The organism is Saprospiraceae bacterium, assembly GCA_016716185.1.
GTDB lineage: Bacteria > Bacteroidota > Bacteroidia > Chitinophagales > Saprospiraceae > Vicinibacter.
Genome location: JADJWV010000002.1, coordinates 1892496 through 1912870, shown reverse-complemented (window position 1 = coordinate 1912870; position 20375 = coordinate 1892496). Strand labels below are relative to the sequence as shown.

Genomic DNA, 20375 nt, shown 5'->3' with positions numbered 1-20375 from the left:
CGGTATATTGCCATGTGAATTATTTGAAATGATTTTTGTAAAGTTTATTTTAAAATTATGCCTGCTTCTGGCTTTAATCGGTATCAAAGAAGGCCTGGGTAGTGAAATTCTTGAGGCAAGGATCGAAGAATCTCATTTGCTGAGATCCTTGTTTACGTTTGGTGTTTTCTGGCTTTCTTTGAATATAGTTATCCGCTTGACCCAATACATATACAGGAAGCGAAAAAAACTGGGACATAAGTTTTCAGATAACGTCATTATCGGTTTACGGAACATCTATTATCTGGTCACTGTTTTTGCATTTGTTTTATTAATGCTTGGAATCTTTGGCTTGAAACTCAAAGAACTTCTGACTGCCTTGAGTATCGTTGCTGCAGCGCTTGCCATCATTTCGAAGGAATTGGTAATGGATGTCATATGTGGCATTAATTTAAGTTTTTCGAGAGATATAGCCATTGGAGATTATGTGAAAATAAAAGACAAAGAGGGGAGAGTACACGATCTTAATATTCATAAAATCGTTTTATCAAATAACAATCAATTGATCAACATCCCAAACTCTTCGGCATATTTTAGCGACATCATTAATTTTAGCCAAAAGGAAAGTTACTGTTTGCATCTCGACATGGAACTGCCAATTACCATAGCAGGAAAGCGTAGGGAAATCGAGGAAATCATTGAAAAAGCAACACGTGAATTGGTTTCAGAAGCTCTAATACAAAGTATTAAAGTTTATTTTAGCAACATGACCAGGGATTGCATTTCTCTGAGTATTGATTATATTTTCAGACATGCTGATAAGTCTATTTCCCACCATAATTTAAAGGACAAAATAATTTCGAAAATCATTTTGTTGCTCGAGAATAAAGCCTGAAGTCTTTTTTGAAGGGAATGCATTTATTCAGATGCCAATTCACAGACCAATCCGTTGATATTTTCTGATACCGGAATCTGACATGAAAGCCTGGAATTTTCCTGGCTGTTTGGAAGGCTGTCCAACAATTGTTTTTCATCGTCGTTCATCGGCGGAAGCAGAGTTGCTGAATGTACGAAGATATGGCAGGAAGCACAAAGCGCCATGCCGCCACAAGTGCCTAAAACCGGGAGTTCGCAGGCACGGAACAATTCCATCAGCGAATACGCGGGATCGTTGGGAAGTTCGAGTTCCTGAACTTGTTTATTCTTGTCAATGACTTTAATGAGTAAGGTATCCATCCGTGTGATCCAATATTAACGGAATGTTTTAGATTTTGTTGATGCCTGTTACAGTGGTGTATTTAAAACTTGGCTTTTGACCTTTGTGGATAATTTTATAAGCCGATTGAACGGCAAGTGTAGCTTCGTGAAATCCACATAAGATCAGTTTTAGTTTCCCTTCATACGTATTGATGTCTCCTACAGCGAATATACCTTCAACATTGGTGCTGTAGTCTGTAGGATTCACGGTAATGGCGTTTTTATCAACAGCTAGCCCCCAATCAGATATAGGCCCAAGTTTCGGACTGAGCCCAAACAAAGGCAGGAAATGATCACATTCCAGCTCCAGAATTCCGGTTTCAGACTTTATTGCAACCGATTGCAAATGTTGGTCGCCTTTCAATTCAGTAACCTCAGCATTCAGGATGATCTGTAACTTTTTTTCAGCTTCCAGTTCCGCAAGTTTGGAAATCGATTCGGGAGCAGCTCTGAATTCCGTTCTCCGGTGAACCAGGGTTATCTGTTCTGCCAGATCTGATAAATGAATACACCAATCCAAAGCGCTGTCTCCACCACCGGCAATCACCAGTTTTTTATTCCTGAATAATTCAGGTTCCTTGACGATATAGTCTACTCCCTTTGTTTCGTATTCAGACAGATTGGAAATTTCGGGTTTCCTGGGTTCAAAGCAACCCAGTCCGGCTGCAATGATGACTACAGGAGCCTGCAATGTGGTACCGGTATGTGTTTTCAGCAAGAACATCCCTGCTTCACTTTTTTCAAGACTTTCGACCCGCTCTCCCAGTGTAAATTGAGGATTAAAAGGTTCAATTTGTTCAAGCAGATTGGAAACCAAATCTTTAGCCAGGATCATGGGATGTCCCGGAATATCGTAAATGGGTTTCTTCGGATAGATCTCAGACAACTGGCCACCCGGGGCAGGTAAATAATCGACGAGATGACATTTTAACTTTAAGAGGCCAGCTTCAAATACGGTAAACAAACCACACGGCCCGGCTCCAATGATAATAATATCGGTTTTATCCATAGTTAAGAAGCCGCAAAGCTACACAAATGTAACCGCGCAAAACCTGACCGGGGAATCATAATTTTTTAACTTTTCACAAGAAATTTTAACCATATCTTTAGATTTTATTAAACTTTTCCGTTTAATAAGAGTCAACATTGAGTAATTAAAAAATTTTTTACACCTTAAGATTTTAAATAATGGACAGAAGAGCCACATTGAAAAAGTTTTTTGGAGTCGAATCAGCAGCCACTTCCGGCTGGAAACTCCAGGAAGATGCACTACCGGTTGCCGGAGGATTGAGTCCCTATTCAGGACCCTGGAATTATCAATCTGCCGCGCACCTCTTAAGACGGGCTATGTTTGGACCCAGTCATGCCCAAATCCAACAGGCCGTGTCTGATGGACTTGAATTAACTCTGGACAAGTTGTTTGTAAAACAACCGGACCCGGCACCTCCCGTTTTGTATTCGAATACACCCGATGATCCGGATCTCAATCTGGATGATGTTTGGGTAGATAAAAATCTGCATCCAGAAGTGCAGGGACTTGTGAATTTAAAGGAAAATTCTCTTTTTTCCTGGTTGATGCAATTGATCTTTAACGAAGGGGTATCGATTACTGAAAAGATGACACTATTCTGGCATAATCACTTCGTGGTTTCGGAGATTTATGATCCCCGATACAGTTATGATTATATAAAACTTTTGAGATCGAATGCCCTTGGTAACTTTAAAGAACTCACCAAACAAATTACCATCGATAAAGCCATGTTGATCTATTTGAATGGTGCGCAAAATCTCAAAAGGGCACCCAATGAAAACTATGCAAGAGAGCTCATGGAGCTTTTTACTCTTGGAAAAGGTGAACTGGCAGGGCCTGGTGATTATACTACATTTACAGAACAAGATGTTTTGGCGCTTGCCAAGGCTTTAACTGGTTGGGGCATAGACAGGAGAGATGCAAATATTTATCCCAAAGTGCAGTTTAATGCAGGGCAACATGATACCTCAGTCAAGCAGCTTTCTCATCGCTTTGGCAATAAAACAATTAATAATAACGGGGCAGAAGAGTATAAAGATGTGGTAAACTTATTGTTCGAAAAGAGGGAAGCAGCCACGTTTATTTGTACCAAACTTTATCGATATTTTGTCTATTACAAAGTGAGCGAGGATATTAAAAATCAAATTATTGAAGGCCTTGCCGATGTACTAATTGCCAATGGATTTGATATTGCTCCTGTAGTCAGGACCTTATTGGCCAGCGAACATTTTTATACAGATGAAGCATTGGGTAGCCTTATTAGAATGCCATACGAATTTGTGTTCAATACCGCAAAAACGATGGGTCTGAATGCACCTACGACAACTACAGATAAATATAATTTATTCCTCGATCTTTATCGCAGTACAACAGGAATGGAGCAGTTGTATTTTAACCTTCCCAGCGTGGCAGGTTGGACTCCATACTATCAGGAACCCAATTATCACGAAATCTGGGTGAATTCAGTCACCTTACCCATCCGGAATGCATTCACTACTTCAATGGCAAACAAAACCAGAAGGGTAAGAAATATTCAAGGCCAGTTATTTGGCCTGGATCTCATTGGATATGTGGAAAAGTTCAGTGCACCACAGAATGCAACGATGTTGATCGATGATGTTGTCGGGCATTTGTTACCAAAGCCCATCGAGAACGAACAAATAGCTTTCCTGAAAGCAAGGCTTTTAGGACCAATGAATGAAAATCAATGGGCCAGTACCTGGAATAATTATAAAGCAAATCCAGGAAATGCCCAGGCACGAACAGCCGTAGAAACCAGGCTTAAACCGTTGTTCGTATCTTTATTAGCAATGCCTGAATATTACTTAAGTTAAAACTGAATGATACTATGAAAAGAAGATCTTTTATACAGCTCAGTACTGCAGCTTCGGTTCCGATGCTGATCAACGGAATTCCTGTGGGTGCAGTTGCTCGCAATTCATTTTTGGATTTTGTAAATCCCGACAACGATCGCATTTTGGTTTTGATCCAAATGACCGGAGGTAATGATGGTTTAAACATGGTTTTGCCATTGGACCAGTACACCAACCTCGATATCGCGAGAAATAAAATTCTCATAAAAGAAACTTTAGGGATAAAACTAAGGGATGATCTGGCGTTGCATCCATCAATGGGCGCACTCAAATCCGTATACGATGCAGGCAAACTTCGACTGATTCAATCGGTGGGATATCCAAATCAAAACAGGTCGCATTTCAGATCGACCGATATCTGGACTTCTGGTTCCAGTGCTGAGAAGATGGAACCCAGAGGTTGGTTGGGAAGGTATTTTTACAACGATCATGCAAGCTATCCTGGTGGTTACCCGAATGCGGATTTTCCTGATCCTCATGCGATCACTATTGGATCATTGGTTTCTCAAACCTGCCAGGGTCCTGTTGCAAACTTCAGTCTGGCCATCAACGATCCGGCCACCATGGCTTTGATTGAAGAACCGCAGTTTGCAAACAATCCCCCGACGACCAACTACGGCATCGAGTTAAAGTACTTGATCAACACTTTTAAACAAACCAATGACTACACGGATGTAATCAAGGATGCTTATTCCAATGCAGGTGGAACCATTGCAACCACTGGAAACAGGTTGTTGGACCAATTAAATATCGTAGCTCAGTTGATCAAAGGTGGAATGCGTACAAAAGTATATGTAGTGAGCCTTGGGGGCTTTGATACGCACTCCGCACAATGCGATCCGGATGATCATGAAATCGGGACACACGCCAACTTGTTACAAAGTGTATCTGAAGCAATAGCGGGATTCCAATCAGAGATCGAAAAATCAGGCAACGAGAAACGTGTTATCGGAATGACTTTTTCTGAATTTGGAAGAAGAATTAAGGCCAACGATTCAACCGGAACCGATCATGGCTCGGCTGCTCCTCTATTCCTTTTTGGGAATTGCATCAATCCCGGAATTCTTGGTTCCAATCCAATTATAAACAGCGTTGTTGGAAATGATGAAGGCGTCGCCATGCAGTATGACTTCAGATCTGTATATGCTTCCATTTTGATGGACTGGTTTGAGCTTCCTGCTTCTGTGGTCAGCGAACTGCTGTTTGCTGAGTTCCAAAAGCTTCCAATCATCGAAGGCTGTTCTCCGGTAGCCAATGACGATCAGGGCAGAGATTTTAAATTTGTATTCAATGCTTATCCAAACCCTGCAGAACGCAAAATCAATTTATCTTTTGAATCGGCAAATGAATTTATCAGGATCAGTGTATTTGATCCGTTGGGTTCAGAAATTAAATTGTTGTATTCAGGCAGAATGCAAAGTGGTCAACACCAAATGGAGTTGAATATCGAAGATTTGAAACCGGGCAATTACTTTATTCGATTGGCCTCTGATCATACCCAGAATACAAAATTGCTTGTCAAGATGTAACTTGGAAATGAGCAATTAACGCATAAGAATTTTTGTTTTCAATAGCCGGAGTGAGTTATTTCTTACTCCGGTTTTTTTTATGCAATTATACCGTTTGGATTTTGACTAATATTGCACTGAATTCACTACTATAGCTATGGCACAGCCGTCATTATTGATTTTAGCAGCAGGCATGGGAAGCCGGTATGGTGGCCTCAAACAAATGGACAGTTTTGGTCCGGGTGGACAAACCATAATTGATTTTTCAATTTACGATGCCGTACTTGCAGGATTTGAAGAGATTGTTTTTGTCATTCGGAGGTCTTTTGCAGATGCTTTTATAGCGCAGATGGATCAAAAATGGAGCGCGAAAGTCCGCTTAAAATATGTCTTTCAGGAAACGGATGAGCTTCCCGATTTGGACTTTACAATACCCGAACGATCCAAGCCGTGGGGCACAGCTCATGCTGTTTGGGTAGCTCGAAATGAAATTGCTGGTCCGTTTGGCGTAATCAATGCAGATGATTTTTATGGTAGGGAAGCCCTGATGGTTCTCTACCAGATATTGAAAAATAGCAATCACTATGCTTTGATTGCTTACCCTATTGTGGACACCCTTTCTGAAAATGGAAGTGTGAACAGAGGGGTTTGTAAAGTTGATTCAAACAAGCGATTAATTGAAATAAAAGAATGCAGAAACATTCAAAGCAGTCCTGTGATTTCTTTTACAGAACATGGGAAGGAGACTATATTGGATGAAGGAACACTCGTATCCATGAACATGTGGGCTTTGCAATCTGACTTTTTCTGCTGGTCAGAACTCTATTTTATAGATTTTCTAAAATCAAATGGACAGGATGCCGCATCCGAGTTCTATATTCCTGATGTGATCCAGCGACTCATGCATGAGCAAAATAAACTTATCGATGTTGTTCCTTCCGGATCCAAATGGTATGGTGTCACGTATCAGGAAGATAAACCTGCTGTAGAAACTGCCTTTTTGAAAATGATTGAACAGGGGCTTTATCCAGCCAAATTTTAAGGCTTTGTGGAACTTCCGTTAAATAGTCCGGCCGGAATTCAATTATATTTTATAACTTAACATTGATTTTCAGATTTTAGGTCTGATCAATTTAAAAGCTTCACACCAAATTTGAAAGCATGAAACACTTCATCAGATTTGTTTGGGTCATTGCTGTTTGCATCATTTGTTCTAATACCAGCCTTTCTCAGTGGCTTAAATGGCAGGACCAATTCACTCCGGCAAATTTTTATGCGGAATGTCTTTATGCTACTTATGCTGAAAAATTAGACTCATTTTATAGTATCAAAAGCGAGCAAAATTTATTCAGAATGGATTTTCGGTCAGCTTCTGAGAATATGGATGTCAGGATCTATGTGGATACCAGTTACGAAAGAAGGAGGACAGGAGCTTATAATCAAAATGATAGTGTCATCTTTGTTTTAAATCAACTGATCGCCAATATTCAAAATGATTTTAACGCAGCTGCGGATGATTGGGATATCATCATAGAACCTGAATATGTTTTTTTTGATGGGCAGACACCATTTTCTTATGGTAGTAGTATCGCAGAAACACTGATCAATTTTTACGATTGGGTCGATGCCCAGGGATATCCGGGTTCCAGAGATACCTATATTTTTTACACGGGCCATTATACCAACCAGGGAATCTCTTTTGTAGATGCTCTGTGTTTGCCTGGAGGTGCGTTGGTTGGATTTGTTCAGGATGAAGATTCTAATGAAGATTTGTCTTCGCATGAATGGATTGGTCACGCTGCAGGATCGCTTCATTACAATAACGAAGTAAACATCATGAACTCTATTGCGCACAGACCCTGGAATCAGCCAAGTCTGGAGGTTATTCAGGATTTTCTTGACAACCAGTCCTGTGTTGAAAATGTGCAATCTATGTTAGATGCTAACGAAATTCATTTTGAGCTTCAATTGGAAAAGGATTTAGTAACTATTCGCTGGAATTTGGGCTTTAGTTGTAAAGAACTAATCATAGAAAGAAAATTGGGGAATCAGGAATGGCTCGCCCTGCATCAATTGCCTTTCCAAAAATCAGGAGAGCAATACAATATCCAGGATCGGCTAAAAATCCCGGGAAATTATTACTACCGGTTGAAATGGATCGGCGATCTTGAGTTTTTTGGATACAGCCAAATCAAACACGTCGAATATACGGCTCACAAAAATCTAAGGATAAATACAAAACAAATCATCAATGAAGGCCCACATGAATTACTAATCAGGGATTTATCTGGTAAATTGATATGGCGTTCAAACGAAAAGCTGGTTTCTATTGAATCTCTTCAATTGAAAGGAATGTTTTTGGTCATGGCTGGAAGCGAAAACTTAAAACTAGCCGTGTTTTAGATATGCACGAAGCTTTCAACTTAAGTATTGGTTATTAGAATACGATGAAAGCATTGGAGTTATGAATACAAAGGAGCGGTTACATGAATTTGCAGGAAATCCGGTCATTCAATAGAGCTTAAGCGTCCAAAGGGTAACATTCTTTCTCGGACGGTACAAATAATTACAAATTACCAATGGGGTTCTTGATGCTCTTCCGAAGGATTGTTGTTCTTACTGTTTTGCCATTCTTCTTCCCTCTTGGCAAATTCATCGTAATCAAAGTCAGGCATGTACTTGGTTTTGACCTGGTCTACGACTTCCTGTAAGTTTTGAATGAAGCGATTAAAATCCTCTTTATAAACGAAAATTTTATGGCGCTCATAACTATCGCTGTTGAACTTTTTAGTGCTCTCGGTGATGGAGATAAAATAATCATTGGATTTGGTTCTGCGAATATCGAAGAAATAGGTTCTGCGTTTTCCCGCCTTTAATTTTTTGGAGAAAATATTGTCAATATGTTTGTCCCCTTCCACAGCTTTGATTTTTATTCTATGGTAAAAATAGCCATTTTTCAATTATCCAGTATAATTATTCTGATTTTCAATGGTATACAGCGTTTTAAAAAGGCCTTCTTCCAAAAGTAGCTTATCAAATTGGCCTTCCTGGACGATTCTGCCTTGGTCCAATACATAGATATAATCCAAAAAAGCGGTCTGTCGTATTCTTTGCGTAATAAAAAGCAGGGATCTGTTTTCGAGACTTTTTTCGAGTTGGTCCAGAAAATTCAGCTCGGTTTCAGAATCGACTGCTGAAAGACAATCGTCCATGATGACCAATTTAGAGCTCTTTAACAAGGCTCTGGCCAGGCCAAGGCGTTGTTTCTGGCCTCCGGAAACATTAACACCTCGCTCTCCAAGCAAAGCCTGATAAGCCCCTTGGAATCCAAGAATATCTTCGTGAATCTGTGCAAACCTGGCCGCTTTTTCAATTTCGGCAAGATTCAAATCCGGATTGCCAAACCTGATATTTTCTTCGATGCTGTCAGAAAATAAAAACAAATCCTGTGGTATGTACGAAATAACAGATCTGACTGAATGTGGTCTAATATTTTGAATCGTTCGGCCATCAACGCTAAGAATTCCAGATTCAACGTCGTAAATTCTGAGCAACAATTCAGCGATCGTCGATTTGCCCGATGCAGTTCTGCCTACCAGTCCGATTTTTTGGCCGGGTTTGATCACAAGATTTATATGTTGCAGTGCTTTTATTCCTGAATCCGGATACGTGAAACTAACATTTGTAAACCTGAATTCCGGAACAAACTCAGGTTGATATAATTCACCCGTCTGATCGATCTGAGGTTCGGTAGAGAGAAAATCATTGATCCGCTTTTGTGAGGCTTCTGCCTGTTGGATGATGGAGGCACACCAGCCAATGGCAGAAACCGGCCAGGTAAGCATGGTCACATAAATCACAAATTCTGCAATATTACCTGCGGTCACGCTTCCATTGTAGACATTGAGGCCACCAACATAAATGGCAATAAGGGTAGATAAACCAATAAGCAACAACATCGATGGAAAAAACAAACTGTCGATCCTGGCAAGCGATAAGAAATCATTCTTGTATTTCATCGAACTTGATTCGAAATCTTTGCTCCATGAATTTTCCGTTGCGTAAGATTTGACAATTCTAATGCCGCTGAACGATTCCTGACTTTTTGTAGTTAAAGCCGCTAATTGGGCCTGTATCGTTTCGCTCTTTTTATGAATTTTATCGCTGACGATGTAGATGATATAGGATAAAATGGGCAATGGCAAAAGGGTGTATACCGATAACTTCGGATTGACATTGAACATCGTGATGATTACGATCAGTACCAGACTGATCAGGTTGATTCCGTATAACATCGCCGGACCGAGATACATTCTTACTTTATTTACATCTTCTACAATGCGCGACATCAAGTCGCCGGTTTTATTTTTCTTATAAAAACTGGCATCCAGTTGAAGATAGTGTTTGAACAGCGCACTGCGCATATCGTATTCGATCAGTCTGGACATGACAATAATGGTTTGTCTCATCATAAACATGAATAGGCCCATTAAAACAGCAAACAAAAAAATATAGAATCCAAACTTCATCAAAGATTGGGTGAGTTGCTCAGGATTCCTCGCTTCCGGTGAAGATTCCATAAATGCCAGAATTTCATTCAGTGCTTCGCGAATAACCTGAGGCTGTAATACCCTGAATACATTGGACAAGACCACAAACAAAATTCCCAGCAATAATTTGTTTTTATACTTGCTGAAATACTTGTTCAGGCTAAAAAGTTGCTTCAAGACTTCGGTTTAAGTTCGTAAAGGTAATCGATTTCATTTCGTCATTAATCTTAACTTTATCACAAATTTCAAACATGAAGAGACGTATTACCCTTGATGAATTTATCATTGAAAATCAAGGTGGTATCGATGATGCCGGGGGCGAATTCAGCGACCTTTTGAGACACATTGGCATCGCCGGTAAGATCATCAACAGGATTGTAAATAAAGCAGGGCTCATGGACATTCTTGGGGTCGATGGTCAGGTCAATGCCACTGGCGATACCGTTCAGAAACTCGATATTTATGCCAACGACCTCATGATCGAGTATCTGCAGAAAAGTGGAGTTTGTGCAGGCGTGGCATCTGAAGAACTCGAGGAATTTGTAGCTTTCGAAAGCAGACAAAACAGATCTCATAAATACGTCGTCATGATGGATCCGCTGGATGGATCTTCCAACATCGATGTCAATATCAGCGTTGGAACCATATTTGGAATTTATAAGCGCGTCACCGGGAAGGGCAATGAGCTGGAAATTCGCGATTTTTTACAAACAGGTCGAAATCTTGTTGCAGCAGGATACATTCTTTATGGAACCTCCACCATGTTTGTATACTCTACTGGTAAGGGTGTGAATGGATTTACTTATGATCGGGGAATTGGGGAATTCTGCCTTAGTCACCCGGATATGAGAATTCCCGATCAAGGCAAAATTTACTCCATCAACCAGGGCTATTACAGACAGTTTAATCCTGGAATGCAGAATTACGTCAATGATTGTGCAGATCAACACATGATGCTCAGATACATCGGTTCGATGGTTGCAGATGTTCATCGCACCCTATGTCTGGGAGGTATATTTATATACCCTTCGACATCAAAAAGTCCGGAGGGGAAATTGCGAATGTTGTATGAATGCAACCCCATGGGATACGTGATCGAACAAGCCGGTGGAATGTGTGTGAATGAGGCCGGACTGCCTGTTTTGGAAATTCCAATACAAAAATTACATCAACGGTCTCCGGTACTCATTGGATCAAAAGCAAATGTTCAAAAAGCGCTATCTTTTCTGTCTTCAATTTAAATCTTTTAAACCATAAAAATACCGGGTGATTTTACGGAACTGTTGGGTATCCGGTATGATGAGTTGCAATTCCTGAATGGAATGAATGGTTCCATGTTGTTCCCTGTATTTACCAATCAATCTGGCAGTTTTGTATTTGATGTAAGGGTGTTTTCCAAGGCTGTCTAAGGGAATTTGATCCATGTTGAATTTTTGATGCATACTTCGTACTGCTAATTTTTTTTGAATGCGTGTAATCGTGCTATCCTCAATTCCATAAATTTCATGAAGTTGGTCCAGACTATAAAATCCACCCAAAGCATTTCTGAAATTCAGGATTCGATAAGCGATTTTGTAATCGATATTTAATTTGTAGAGCAGTTGTCTGATTTCAATGGTATTGATATCGTAAATACTATCCTGGCTTTGTGCTTTCCTGATTGGTAGAAGAGGGTCTTTTTCCTGAGTTATTTTGATATAGGGTTTTAGGATTGAATAAACCGCAGTATCCATGCCATAGATGTTTTTGAATTGCGTTTCTGATTTAATCCGGCCACCCTTTGCCTTGTATTTTTGGAGATTTCGGAAGGCTTTGATAGGAATGCCCAATTGAATGGCTTCCTGTTCGCTTAAGTTATTTGGATCAAATTCAAATAAGGAATGTTCTGCCGGAGTCAGTTTCGCATTTATGAAATGATTATAATTATTTTTAGAAATGGTATCCATCAGTACTGATTCGGCTTGTTTTTGGCTTATCTGTGCAGATGAAAACTGATTTCCTAAATGAGCGATCCATCCTGTATATAGCAACGATATAATAACCAAAACCTGTAAGCCATGTAATTCGGTTTTAGTAAGGTAATATTTTTCAAGTGCCGATTTATTCATCAGAATGCCATATTTGAAGGGTTTCGGAGTGAGGAAGCTGAGCACATCCTGTTTTATCTAAGCAATCTGGCTCTTTTATGCTTTCATTTTTAATGGGGAAGAGCTGCAGAATTTCCAAATTACTGACCAGTGTTAAAGTAGAGATATAATTTCTTTTTAAATAAGTTTCCAAAGGGGCGATTTTTAAATCTGTTGTATAACCTTGACCTTTTTGCAAAACCAGGTAAGCAGTAGATTGCCCTTTTGGATAAATGACAAACTTTTTAGTTTTGTAAATTTGGTTTTCCCGGTAGTACTGGTGACTCATGACAACAACCAATATAAGAACCTGAGTGGCCATATAGCTCCGGTTCCTGGTTTGGAGATATATTTTGAAAAGTAAAAACAGCATTCCAAAGGCAATTCCGTCTTCCAATTCAAACCAAAGATTTTCTATCAATGCATGGGGCCATGTATTTATCTGGTTTAACAGAAACATGGACTTGTTTATAAGCCAATCGCAAATTTGCATCATCAGATCTGCGAAGGGTGGAGCTATAAAATCGCCTATCCAGGCCAATATTCCCAATACCATCAGTATAGGGGTTAGCGGAGCCCACATTAAATTGCTTAATAAGAAATATGTGGGTGCAGATGAAAAATGGTAAAGACAAACGGGTAATATGATCAGCTGCACGCTAAATGATACTGAAACCACCTGCCAAAAATATTGTGACCAGCGATTGACAGGAATATACAGCAAGCTGAAATATTTTGATAACCAGAAAATGCCTAACATAGCCAAACAGGACAGTTGATAACCAATGTCTTTAAAATGGGAGGGATCATAAAATGCCAGGAAAAATGCAGTGGCAAATAGCGTATTCAAGGAATGATTTTGTCTGCGGAGAATTTTTCCAAGCAGGTAGATACTGAGCATCAATGCCGCCCGGCAGACGGCAACGCCCATTCCTGTTACCAAAGTAAACATCCAGATGAACGTAAATGTCATCGTTATTTCTAAGCGCCTGGATAAACCTTTGAATAATTTTCGAACTTGCGAGAAAAGGAAACTGAGCAACATATACAAAATACCCAAATGCATGCCCGACACTGCCAGAATATGCGAAATGCCACCCGTTCTAAATGCCTCTTTTGTCTCTTTATCCATGCTTGTTTTATCCCCTAATAATATCCCATTCAACAATTGTTCGGTTAGATCCGATACCTGGTATTTCGTGGCGATATTTCTTAAATAATGGCTTATTTGTTGTGAGACACGCATCACAGAAAAACCTGAATTACTTTTGATCATGTACGTGTTGACTGAACAATGGGCTTTTAAATAAATATTCTTCTCGAATAGATATTGGTCGTAAGGAAATATATACTTGTTGGGGGATTGTTGTGTTTTTGAAAACTTTAATGCTGCCTGTATGGTGTCGCCGGAAAAGGCTTGTTGGCTGGTTTTTGCATTCCATATTGTGATCTGAGTTTTTATTTTTATTTTTTGGTGAGTTAGAGTAGCATTAAATACTTCGCGATTCTTATACTTGAAGTGATTTTCAATCAGCAGTGAATACCAACCATCTTCAGGAGTAACAATAGAAGTATATGTTTCAATGGCCGTATGCTCATCCTGGAGAACTCTCAAGCAACATACCATGGCAGCGCTGAGCATGATAAAACTAACTTTGTGAATATGAGCTGAGGAACAAAAACCAAGTAAAAGGAATAAGACTGCTCCGGAGAGACAATAGAGTTTTATTTGCGGAATATACATCAATGAGCAGCGAATCGCAAAAAAAAACAGCAATACGCCAAACAGGAATACGAATGGCCTTGCTACCAATGCGTACAACATAGGGTGTGTTCAGATAACTGCAAAATTAGCTTCTGAAAGTTTAGGCCTTTACTTATAAGAGGTATATCTATTAAACTGTTTAAACAATTTATTAAAAAAGCAATTCTGCTTATTTAAACGGTTACAAATGAATTATAAAATCCGGAAAAATGATTCAATAGAATGTGGAGTTTTAAATTACAATAAAAGGGATCAACAAGTCATCCGGACTTTACTAATAACTTCCCCAGTACCTCCTAAGAAACCATTCGATGGCAAGTAGCAGAAAGGCAAATACAAACAACCATTTGGAATGGATCAATGGTTTGAATTCCATATTAAAGTAAACCGTGGGCTTATGCAAGTGGCTAGTCTTTAAATCCTGACTCAGTTGTTTCAGTTGGTCTATGGAATAGGATTTTCCAGCGGAATTGAGTGCTATATTTCTGAGCAGCGCATGATCTGCTGTGGTATTTGCAGTTTCCAATTCAAAACCAGAAATTGCAAATCTACCTTCTTGTTGGTATTCTTTTTGATTCCAGCTGATCTTCGCTTGATAACGATACTCTCCCGGGGGGAAACTACCGCAATTTAAAGTGTAGAAATCGAGTTCTTTTGAAAAAACAAAAGGGTATTTGTTTTTATTGAAATCAATCAGTTCGAAATGCAGATCCGCATCATTGATCCTGGTGAAATTATCGTTGTAAAACTCTGCATTGAATCGGAGATGCTCTCCCGATGCAAATATGTTTTTTGCGGGCTTAACTCTTAATCTCCGGTCATCATTTTTAGTAGTAATAAATTGCAAAGTTTGAGAAATAATTTCGTCTGTAGCGGAAGTAAGACCTGTGGAATTGAATTCACTTAGTCTCCATTTCCAGATCCCATCTCCAAAAATAAAAGCACTCCTTATCCCGTTTTGGTCGGATAGGGCCCACAACGGAAATTTGGTTTCGACGCGTCCGATTTTCTGGTACAGCAAAGTACTTACGGAGCTTTGTTGCTCATAAGTGCCAAATGGAGCATTTAAGGGCGGAAATTTTTCTACATGGTCCAGGATGTCCGGCGATAGGGTAAAGCTTTTAAAATCATTGTTGATCACAGGTAAAGCCTCATTGATTCCTTTGGTAGCTGCTTGTATTCTGATTTCGCTTTGCAATTTATTAAATTCACTTATCTGTGTTGATTCGCCAAGCACATAAAGCAAGGGAATGTTTTTATTGGAAAGCAGGTTTTGAATTCTGCCGGAATTAGCAAGAAAGCTCGGAATTTGATGGAGAATAATGGCTTGAACTTTATCTGTATTGAACTTTAAGTCTGATATAAAGCTCAGTTCGACCTGATAATTTTTATTGGCTTGCAATGCAGATCTGATTGCAGATATATCTGGATGTGGGCTGTTTGCCAGGATTAGTATTTTAATTTTGGAATCGAGTACCTGTACGTAAAATTCTCTGGTATTATTCAGGCTGTTTGATTCTCCTGAAACTATGCCAAGCTCTGCTTTGTATCGATATATACCGGCCAAATTTGTGCTTAGCCTGAAATCAAAAGTTTGAAAATAGTTTAAGTCAGAAATATCGATCGGCTGTACTTGTAGTGTTTGCCAGGTATCGTTCTTATATTCTTTGAGCGTAATTTGAGTTTTTGTTGGATTGCAGTTAAATGCCTTGAGATCGATCTGTGCAATAAATTCATCGCCGGCATGTATGATTTCGTTATGAAAAATATTTACTATCGAAAGATCTTTAGATTGAGTGGTATCACCCTGTAAAATGGTATAAACGGGAATTTGCTTTAATATGGAATTGTATAGCGGATTTTTTCCCTGGTTGTAAATTCCATCACTCGCGAGTACAATGGCTTTGACATTACTTACGTCCAGATGATCAGAGCAATATTCAAAAAGAGAATTTAAGTCAGAAGAATGCCCATCGAAACTATCCCGCTTTACCGTATGAATTTTGTCGCTCAAATCCAAGGTCTGAACATCAAAGTTTTCCTTCAGTTCATCGAGCATTTGGTCGCGCGCACTTAAATAAGCGCTCAGGTCGTTTTTCAATTTGTGAGTAACCGAACGACTCCCGTCTTGCGCAAAAACCAAAATAGGCCTGTTGCTGTATTCTGTTAATGATTTCAGGATTGGGTTCAGTAATAATACAAGTAAGAGGAATATGGCAAATGCCCGCAAAGCCGCTAACAGGGTTAGTTGAAGTGGACTTTTATCAGAAAATGCTGCTTTTTTCGAATAGACCAAATACGAGATACCGCTCGCGATTACCAGAAACAGCAGCAGGTACCAGGGTGAATATTGAAAACTAATTTGATCCATTTTGCGTTTAAATCTCGGCAAAGATCAACAAATTGATATTTTGTTGATGATAATAACCAAAATTTAACTTTAAAGATTTATTATTCAACGAGATATGTATCAACTTTATTTAAATTTACGAGAAATTCCCGTTGCCAAACATAGCCTTATGACCGGGTTAAACGGGTATTTATCCTTTTTTAGAAATGTTGTACAAAATATGCTAAGTGTTTGTTCAAAATCAACGGGTCTTTTTCATAAACGAAATCTTTGGATTGTGTTTATGGCGTTCTGCACAAGTTCCCTGAATGCTGCTTTTATACTGATGCCCATGGACCTCAAGCAGTCAAATCACTTGAAGGCTTATGGCATTACATATTGGGTTATAGACCAGGGTGTCGATGCATTTTGGTTATTGAATTACAGAGGGGGCAGTTTTGTGATTCCTCATACCGTTGTATATGAGAAAGAATGTAAAACAAGGGGAGTCAGTTACCAGGTCATTTCTGCAGGAGAATTTATCCAGATCAAATCTCAAATTGCAGATCCTGAAATCAATGAAGAAGTAATCAAGCTCGAAAAAGCTCCGAAAATTGCGGTCTATACACCCGAGTTTAATGAAAAAGGGGAGCGAATTCAACCCTGGGATGATGCGGTAACCCTGGCGCTGACCTATGCTGAAATTCCATTTGAAAAAATTTACGACCGGGAAATATTAGGAGGCATCCTGCCCAAATTTGACTGGTTACATTTACACCATGAAGACTTTACAGGCCAATATGGTAAATTTTATCGCGGCCAGCATACCCAGGCCTGGTACATTGAAAATCAAAAGAGAGCGGAACGATTAAGTAAAGAGCTGGGGTTTGAAAAAGTAAGTCAGTGTAAACTTGCTGTCGTCCAGAAAATTCGCGAGTACGTCATAGGGGGAGGGTTTATGTTTGCGATGTGCTCTGCCACAGACACCTATGATATAACTCTCGCTGCCGCAGGATTGGATATTTGTGCGGTCGTGTTCGATGGCGATCCTGCAGATCAACACGCTTCATCCAAGCTTCATTTCGAACACACTTTTGCTTTTAAGAATTTTACCCTGGTCGACAATCCCATGGAATATGAATTCTCGACCATCGATAATACTTACCAAAGACAAGTGACACCAGAAAATGATTATTTCACTTTGTTTGATTTTTCTGCGAAGTGGGACCCCATTCCCACCATGCTAACACAGAATCACACTCGCACCGTGAAAGGATTTATGGGACAAACAACCGCTTTCAAAAAAGAACTTATCAAATCGGATGTACTAGTTTTGGGAGAAAACAAGGCGGTAGATGAAGTCCGTTATATTCATGGCAATAGTGGCTACGGTACCTGGACATTTTATGCAGGCCATGATCCGGAGGATTATCAGCATTTGGTTGGAGATCCTCCAACAGATTTGAATTTACATCCCAATTCTCCAGGGTATCGCCTGATATTAAATAATATCCTATTCCCGGCAGCGAAGAAAAAAGAGCGAAAAACCTAATGTTACAAGATTCTGAAATTTTCATGGCCTTTGCCTTTCAAATCGTTCAAAGACATTCATGAATAGATGATCGAATTCCGGGGCAAGGTGGACATATAATTTATCTTTACAGCATAATCTGCAATTCATGAAAACTAAAATTGCCGGCATCGGATATTATGTCCCGGAACGAATCGTAGCCAATAAAGAATTGGAGGCTATCATGGATACAACCGATGAATGGATCCGCGAACGGACAGGAATCGAAGAGCGGCGGTATGGAATTCCACATGTTGAAACTACAACAACAATGGGGGCCAGGGCAGCTGAAAAAGCAATGGCTGATGCAGGCATTACAGGTGAAGAAATTGACTTTATCATTTTCGCTACACTGAGTCCGGATTATTACTTCCCGGGATGTTCGGTGCTTTTGCAACGCGAGTTAAAAATAACAAATAAAGAAGCCGGTGCTCTCGATATCAGAAACCAATGCAGCGGATTTATTTATGGATTGTCAATAGCCGACCAGTTTATTAAAACCGGACAATACAAAAACATTTTGCTGGTGGGTGCAGAAATGCATTCGATGGGTCTTGACTTTTCAACGCGTGGAAGAAATGTATCTGTGATTTTTGGGGATGGAGCTGGAGCCGTTATTCTTCAACCCACCGGGGAGGATCAGGTTTCTATAATCAATACAGTCTTGCACGCAGATGGTACCTATGCCGAAGAACTTGCATTTATTAATCCTGGGAGCCACGGAGGACACCACAGCCCTGAAACGGATTTTGGCTACGACGACCGGCCTTATGGCGGGGTGTTTATGACTCAAAAAATGTGGGACGAACAATGGATTTTTCCGAACATGAATGGCCAACTTGTATTTAAGACAGCTGTTCAAAAATTTCCGGAAGTCATTCTGGAAGGATTGCAAAAAGCAGGTAAGCAAAAAGAAGATATAGCCATGTTTATTCCGCATCAGGCCAATCTTCGCATCAGTCAGTTTGTCCAGAAAAAACTGGGACTCCCTGACGATAAAGTGTGGAACAACATACAGCGTTACGGAAATACAACTGCTGCAACCATACCCATAGCTCTGGGAGAAGCATACGAAGCCGGTCGTTTGAAAAAAGGCGATCTAATTTGCCTGGCTGCGTTTGGAAGCGGTTTTACCTGGGCTTCTGCATTATTAAACTGGGCCAAATAAGCAAGATGCATATGATCGGTATGAACACTTGTTATTTGAACCTCCAACCTGTCGATATCCTTGCGATCGGGGTACATCCCGACGACGTTGAACTTTCCTGTTCAGGAACACTTCTGAGTCATATTGAGAAAGGGTATAGTGTCGGACTGCTCGATCTGACTCTTGGTGAATTGGGAACAAGGGGGAATTCAAGCATCAGGACTCAGGAAGCTGTTGCCGCGGCAGTAAAAATGAAAGCAAGTTTCAGAGTACAGCTTCAAATGAGAGATGGATTCTTTAAGGATTCAGAATCGGAATTGTTGGCGATCATCCGGGTAATCAGAAGTAGTAAGCCTCGCCTTATACTTGCCAACGCCAAAACAGACCGGCATCCTGATCATGGACGTGCTGCCAAACTTATTGCAGATTCATCCTTCTATTCCGGGCTGGCCAAAATAAAAACCCTTGACGATTCAGGACAGGTACAATTGAGATGGAGGCCTGATATGCTGGCGCATTACGTTCAGGATTATCAGCTCGAACCTGATTTTGTGGTGGATATTACGCCTTATATGGATGCCAAACTTGAACTGATTTCATGCTTCGAATCCCAATTTTTTAATGAGCAATCCGGAGAACTCAATACACCCATTTCAGGTAAAGACTTTTTTGAATTTATCCGTTCAAAGGCTAAAGTTTATGGAAGGCCTTGTGGCTTTGAATATGCTGAAGCATATCAATTGAATTCCTATCCGGGTGTTAAGGATATGATGCAATCATTCAATTTATAAATGGGGAACCAGAAAGCAGGTATTTTGAAGTCTCAAAATTTAAACTTTTATCTTCTTGCAATATGGTAGAAATAACTAACATTTGTTAGTATTCCTTGTGAAATTGATAATGATGACTTAACGGACCGTATTCCAATAGATTGGATTGCTCAAATGAGCCCAGTCTGAACGCCAACCATCTTTTTTGTTTAGGATTTATTTTTTTTTCCAGTTCGCAAAATACTGACCGTGCAGGTTTGTAATATCCAAACCGGGATGGAGAATAAGTCGGAGGAAAACCGGCACTGGATCGTATCGGGTAAATTCCATGGGTGTCCACAACAGCTGGTTGGTTTTGGCTGCAAGCCAGGTATGAAAAACCCATCGCTATAAGCATCAGTTTCAAATGGAGTTTCTTTTTCATACACTTTTCGATATTAATTGACTAAGAGCTTTCAGTTCATCAGTAA

The 20375-nt window shown here is 39.9% G+C and carries 17 protein-coding genes; 9 read left to right on the top strand and 8 right to left on the bottom strand.

Going from position 1 to position 20375, the window contains the following annotated elements:
• The first annotated feature begins 28 nt into the window (after positions 1-28).
• Positions 29-874, top strand: coding sequence for a mechanosensitive ion channel (locus IPM34_09415; protein MBK8955763.1), 846 nt, complete (start codon positions 29-31; stop codon positions 872-874).
• A 23-nt stretch (positions 875-897) separates the two neighbouring features.
• Here IPM34_09415 and IPM34_09410 read toward each other — a convergent pair whose 3' ends face one another.
• Together IPM34_09410 and IPM34_09405 are read right to left on the bottom strand one after the other, a co-directional pair.
• Complete coding sequence (locus IPM34_09410; protein MBK8955762.1) at positions 898-1215, bottom strand: 2Fe-2S iron-sulfur cluster binding domain-containing protein; 318 nt, start codon at positions 1213-1215, stop codon at positions 898-900.
• 28 nt (positions 1216-1243) lie between these two features.
• A complete protein-coding gene (locus tag IPM34_09405; protein MBK8955761.1) occupies positions 1244-2245 on the bottom strand; it encodes an NAD(P)/FAD-dependent oxidoreductase in 1002 nt (333 codons plus the stop codon).
• A 179-nt stretch (positions 2246-2424) separates the two neighbouring features.
• Here IPM34_09405 and IPM34_09400 point away from each other — a divergent pair, with 179 nt between their 5' ends.
• The 4 genes from IPM34_09400 to IPM34_09385 all read left to right on the top strand — a co-directional run bounded on the left by IPM34_09400 (position 2425) and on the right by IPM34_09385 (position 8051).
• Entirely contained in the window at positions 2425-4101 is a 1677-nt protein-coding gene (locus tag IPM34_09400) for a DUF1800 domain-containing protein (protein ID MBK8955760.1), read from the top strand.
• Between the two features lie 14 nt (positions 4102-4115).
• Positions 4116-5669 (top strand): DUF1501 domain-containing protein, encoded by a 1554-nt coding sequence (locus IPM34_09395; GenBank protein MBK8955759.1) that lies wholly within the window; start codon positions 4116-4118, stop codon positions 5667-5669.
• 136 nt (positions 5670-5805) lie between these two features.
• Positions 5806-6690, top strand: coding sequence for a nucleotidyltransferase (locus tag IPM34_09390; protein MBK8955758.1), 885 nt, complete (start codon positions 5806-5808; stop codon positions 6688-6690).
• A gap of 119 nt (positions 6691-6809) precedes the next feature.
• Positions 6810-8051 (top strand): hypothetical protein, encoded by a 1242-nt coding sequence (locus IPM34_09385; protein ID MBK8955757.1) that lies wholly within the window; start codon positions 6810-6812, stop codon positions 8049-8051.
• A gap of 170 nt (positions 8052-8221) precedes the next feature.
• Here the strand turns inward: IPM34_09385 and IPM34_09380 are convergent, their stop codons facing one another.
• Together IPM34_09380 and IPM34_09375 are read right to left on the bottom strand one after the other, a co-directional pair.
• Positions 8222-8566 carry a DUF3276 family protein gene (locus IPM34_09380; GenBank protein ID MBK8955756.1) on the bottom strand — a complete coding sequence of 115 codons (345 nt, stop codon included), beginning with the start codon at positions 8564-8566 and terminating at the stop codon, positions 8222-8224.
• A 42-nt stretch (positions 8567-8608) separates the two neighbouring features.
• Complete coding sequence (locus tag IPM34_09375) at positions 8609-10375, bottom strand: ABC transporter ATP-binding protein (protein ID MBK8955755.1); 1767 nt, start codon at positions 10373-10375, stop codon at positions 8609-8611.
• Between the two features lie 74 nt (positions 10376-10449).
• Between IPM34_09375 and fbp the strand changes: the two genes are divergently transcribed.
• On the top strand, positions 10450-11439 hold the full coding sequence (fbp, locus tag IPM34_09370; GenBank protein MBK8955754.1) for a class 1 fructose-bisphosphatase: 990 nt from the start codon (positions 10450-10452) through the stop codon (positions 11437-11439).
• Here fbp and IPM34_09365 read toward each other — a convergent pair.
• The 3 genes from IPM34_09365 to IPM34_09355 all read right to left on the bottom strand — a co-directional run bounded on the left by IPM34_09365 (position 11431) and on the right by IPM34_09355 (position 16481).
• Positions 11431-12306 (bottom strand): helix-hairpin-helix domain-containing protein, encoded by an 876-nt coding sequence (locus IPM34_09365; GenBank protein ID MBK8955753.1) that lies wholly within the window; start codon positions 12304-12306, stop codon positions 11431-11433. The genes fbp and IPM34_09365 overlap by 9 nt on opposite strands.
• Complete coding sequence (locus IPM34_09360; protein MBK8955752.1) at positions 12299-14149, bottom strand: ComEC/Rec2 family competence protein; 1851 nt, start codon at positions 14147-14149, stop codon at positions 12299-12301. The genes IPM34_09365 and IPM34_09360 overlap by 8 nt, the downstream gene beginning before the upstream one ends.
• A gap of 214 nt (positions 14150-14363) precedes the next feature.
• Positions 14364-16481 carry a hypothetical protein gene (locus IPM34_09355; protein ID MBK8955751.1) on the bottom strand — a complete coding sequence of 706 codons (2118 nt, stop codon included), beginning with the start codon at positions 16479-16481 and terminating at the stop codon, positions 14364-14366.
• Between the two features lie 241 nt (positions 16482-16722).
• Between IPM34_09355 and IPM34_09350 the strand changes: the two genes are divergently transcribed.
• The 3 genes from IPM34_09350 to bshB1 all read left to right on the top strand — a co-directional run bounded on the left by IPM34_09350 (position 16723) and on the right by bshB1 (position 19926).
• Positions 16723-17970: an asparagine synthetase B gene (locus tag IPM34_09350; protein ID MBK8955750.1), complete on the top strand. Its 1248-nt coding sequence runs from the start codon at positions 16723-16725 to the stop codon at positions 17968-17970.
• A gap of 127 nt (positions 17971-18097) precedes the next feature.
• A complete protein-coding gene (locus tag IPM34_09345; protein MBK8955749.1) occupies positions 18098-19156 on the top strand; it encodes a ketoacyl-ACP synthase III in 1059 nt (352 codons plus the stop codon).
• 20 nt (positions 19157-19176) lie between these two features.
• Positions 19177-19926 (top strand): bacillithiol biosynthesis deacetylase BshB1, encoded by a 750-nt coding sequence (bshB1, locus tag IPM34_09340; protein MBK8955748.1) that lies wholly within the window; start codon positions 19177-19179, stop codon positions 19924-19926.
• 85 nt (positions 19927-20011) lie between these two features.
• Here bshB1 and IPM34_09335 read toward each other — a convergent pair whose 3' ends face one another.
• Positions 20012-20329: a hypothetical protein gene (locus IPM34_09335; protein MBK8955747.1), complete on the bottom strand. Its 318-nt coding sequence runs from the start codon at positions 20327-20329 to the stop codon at positions 20012-20014.
• Between the last annotated feature and the right edge of the window lie 46 nt (positions 20330-20375).

Coding starts and splice junctions, on each gene's coding strand:
- IPM34_09365 (MBK8955753.1), bottom strand. CDS start 12,306: ATGAATAAATCGGCACTTGAAAAATATTACCTTACTAAAACCGAATTA.
- IPM34_09385 (MBK8955757.1), top strand. CDS start 6,810: ATGAAACACTTCATCAGATTTGTTTGGGTCATTGCTGTTTGCATCATT.
- IPM34_09360 (MBK8955752.1), bottom strand. CDS start 14,149: ATGTTGTACGCATTGGTAGCAAGGCCATTCGTATTCCTGTTTGGCGTA.
- IPM34_09390 (MBK8955758.1), top strand. CDS start 5,806: ATGGCACAGCCGTCATTATTGATTTTAGCAGCAGGCATGGGAAGCCGG.
- IPM34_09335 (MBK8955747.1), bottom strand. CDS start 20,329: ATGAAAAAGAAACTCCATTTGAAACTGATGCTTATAGCGATGGGTTTT.
- fbp (MBK8955754.1), top strand. CDS start 10,450: ATGAAGAGACGTATTACCCTTGATGAATTTATCATTGAAAATCAAGGT.
- IPM34_09400 (MBK8955760.1), top strand. CDS start 2,425: ATGGACAGAAGAGCCACATTGAAAAAGTTTTTTGGAGTCGAATCAGCA.
- IPM34_09415 (MBK8955763.1), top strand. CDS start 29: ATGATTTTTGTAAAGTTTATTTTAAAATTATGCCTGCTTCTGGCTTTA.
- IPM34_09350 (MBK8955750.1), top strand. CDS start 16,723: ATGGCGTTCTGCACAAGTTCCCTGAATGCTGCTTTTATACTGATGCCC.
- IPM34_09395 (MBK8955759.1), top strand. CDS start 4,116: ATGAAAAGAAGATCTTTTATACAGCTCAGTACTGCAGCTTCGGTTCCG.
- IPM34_09345 (MBK8955749.1), top strand. CDS start 18,098: ATGAAAACTAAAATTGCCGGCATCGGATATTATGTCCCGGAACGAATC.
- bshB1 (MBK8955748.1), top strand. CDS start 19,177: ATGAACACTTGTTATTTGAACCTCCAACCTGTCGATATCCTTGCGATC.
- IPM34_09405 (MBK8955761.1), bottom strand. CDS start 2,245: ATGGATAAAACCGATATTATTATCATTGGAGCCGGGCCGTGTGGTTTG.
- IPM34_09410 (MBK8955762.1), bottom strand. CDS start 1,215: ATGGATACCTTACTCATTAAAGTCATTGACAAGAATAAACAAGTTCAG.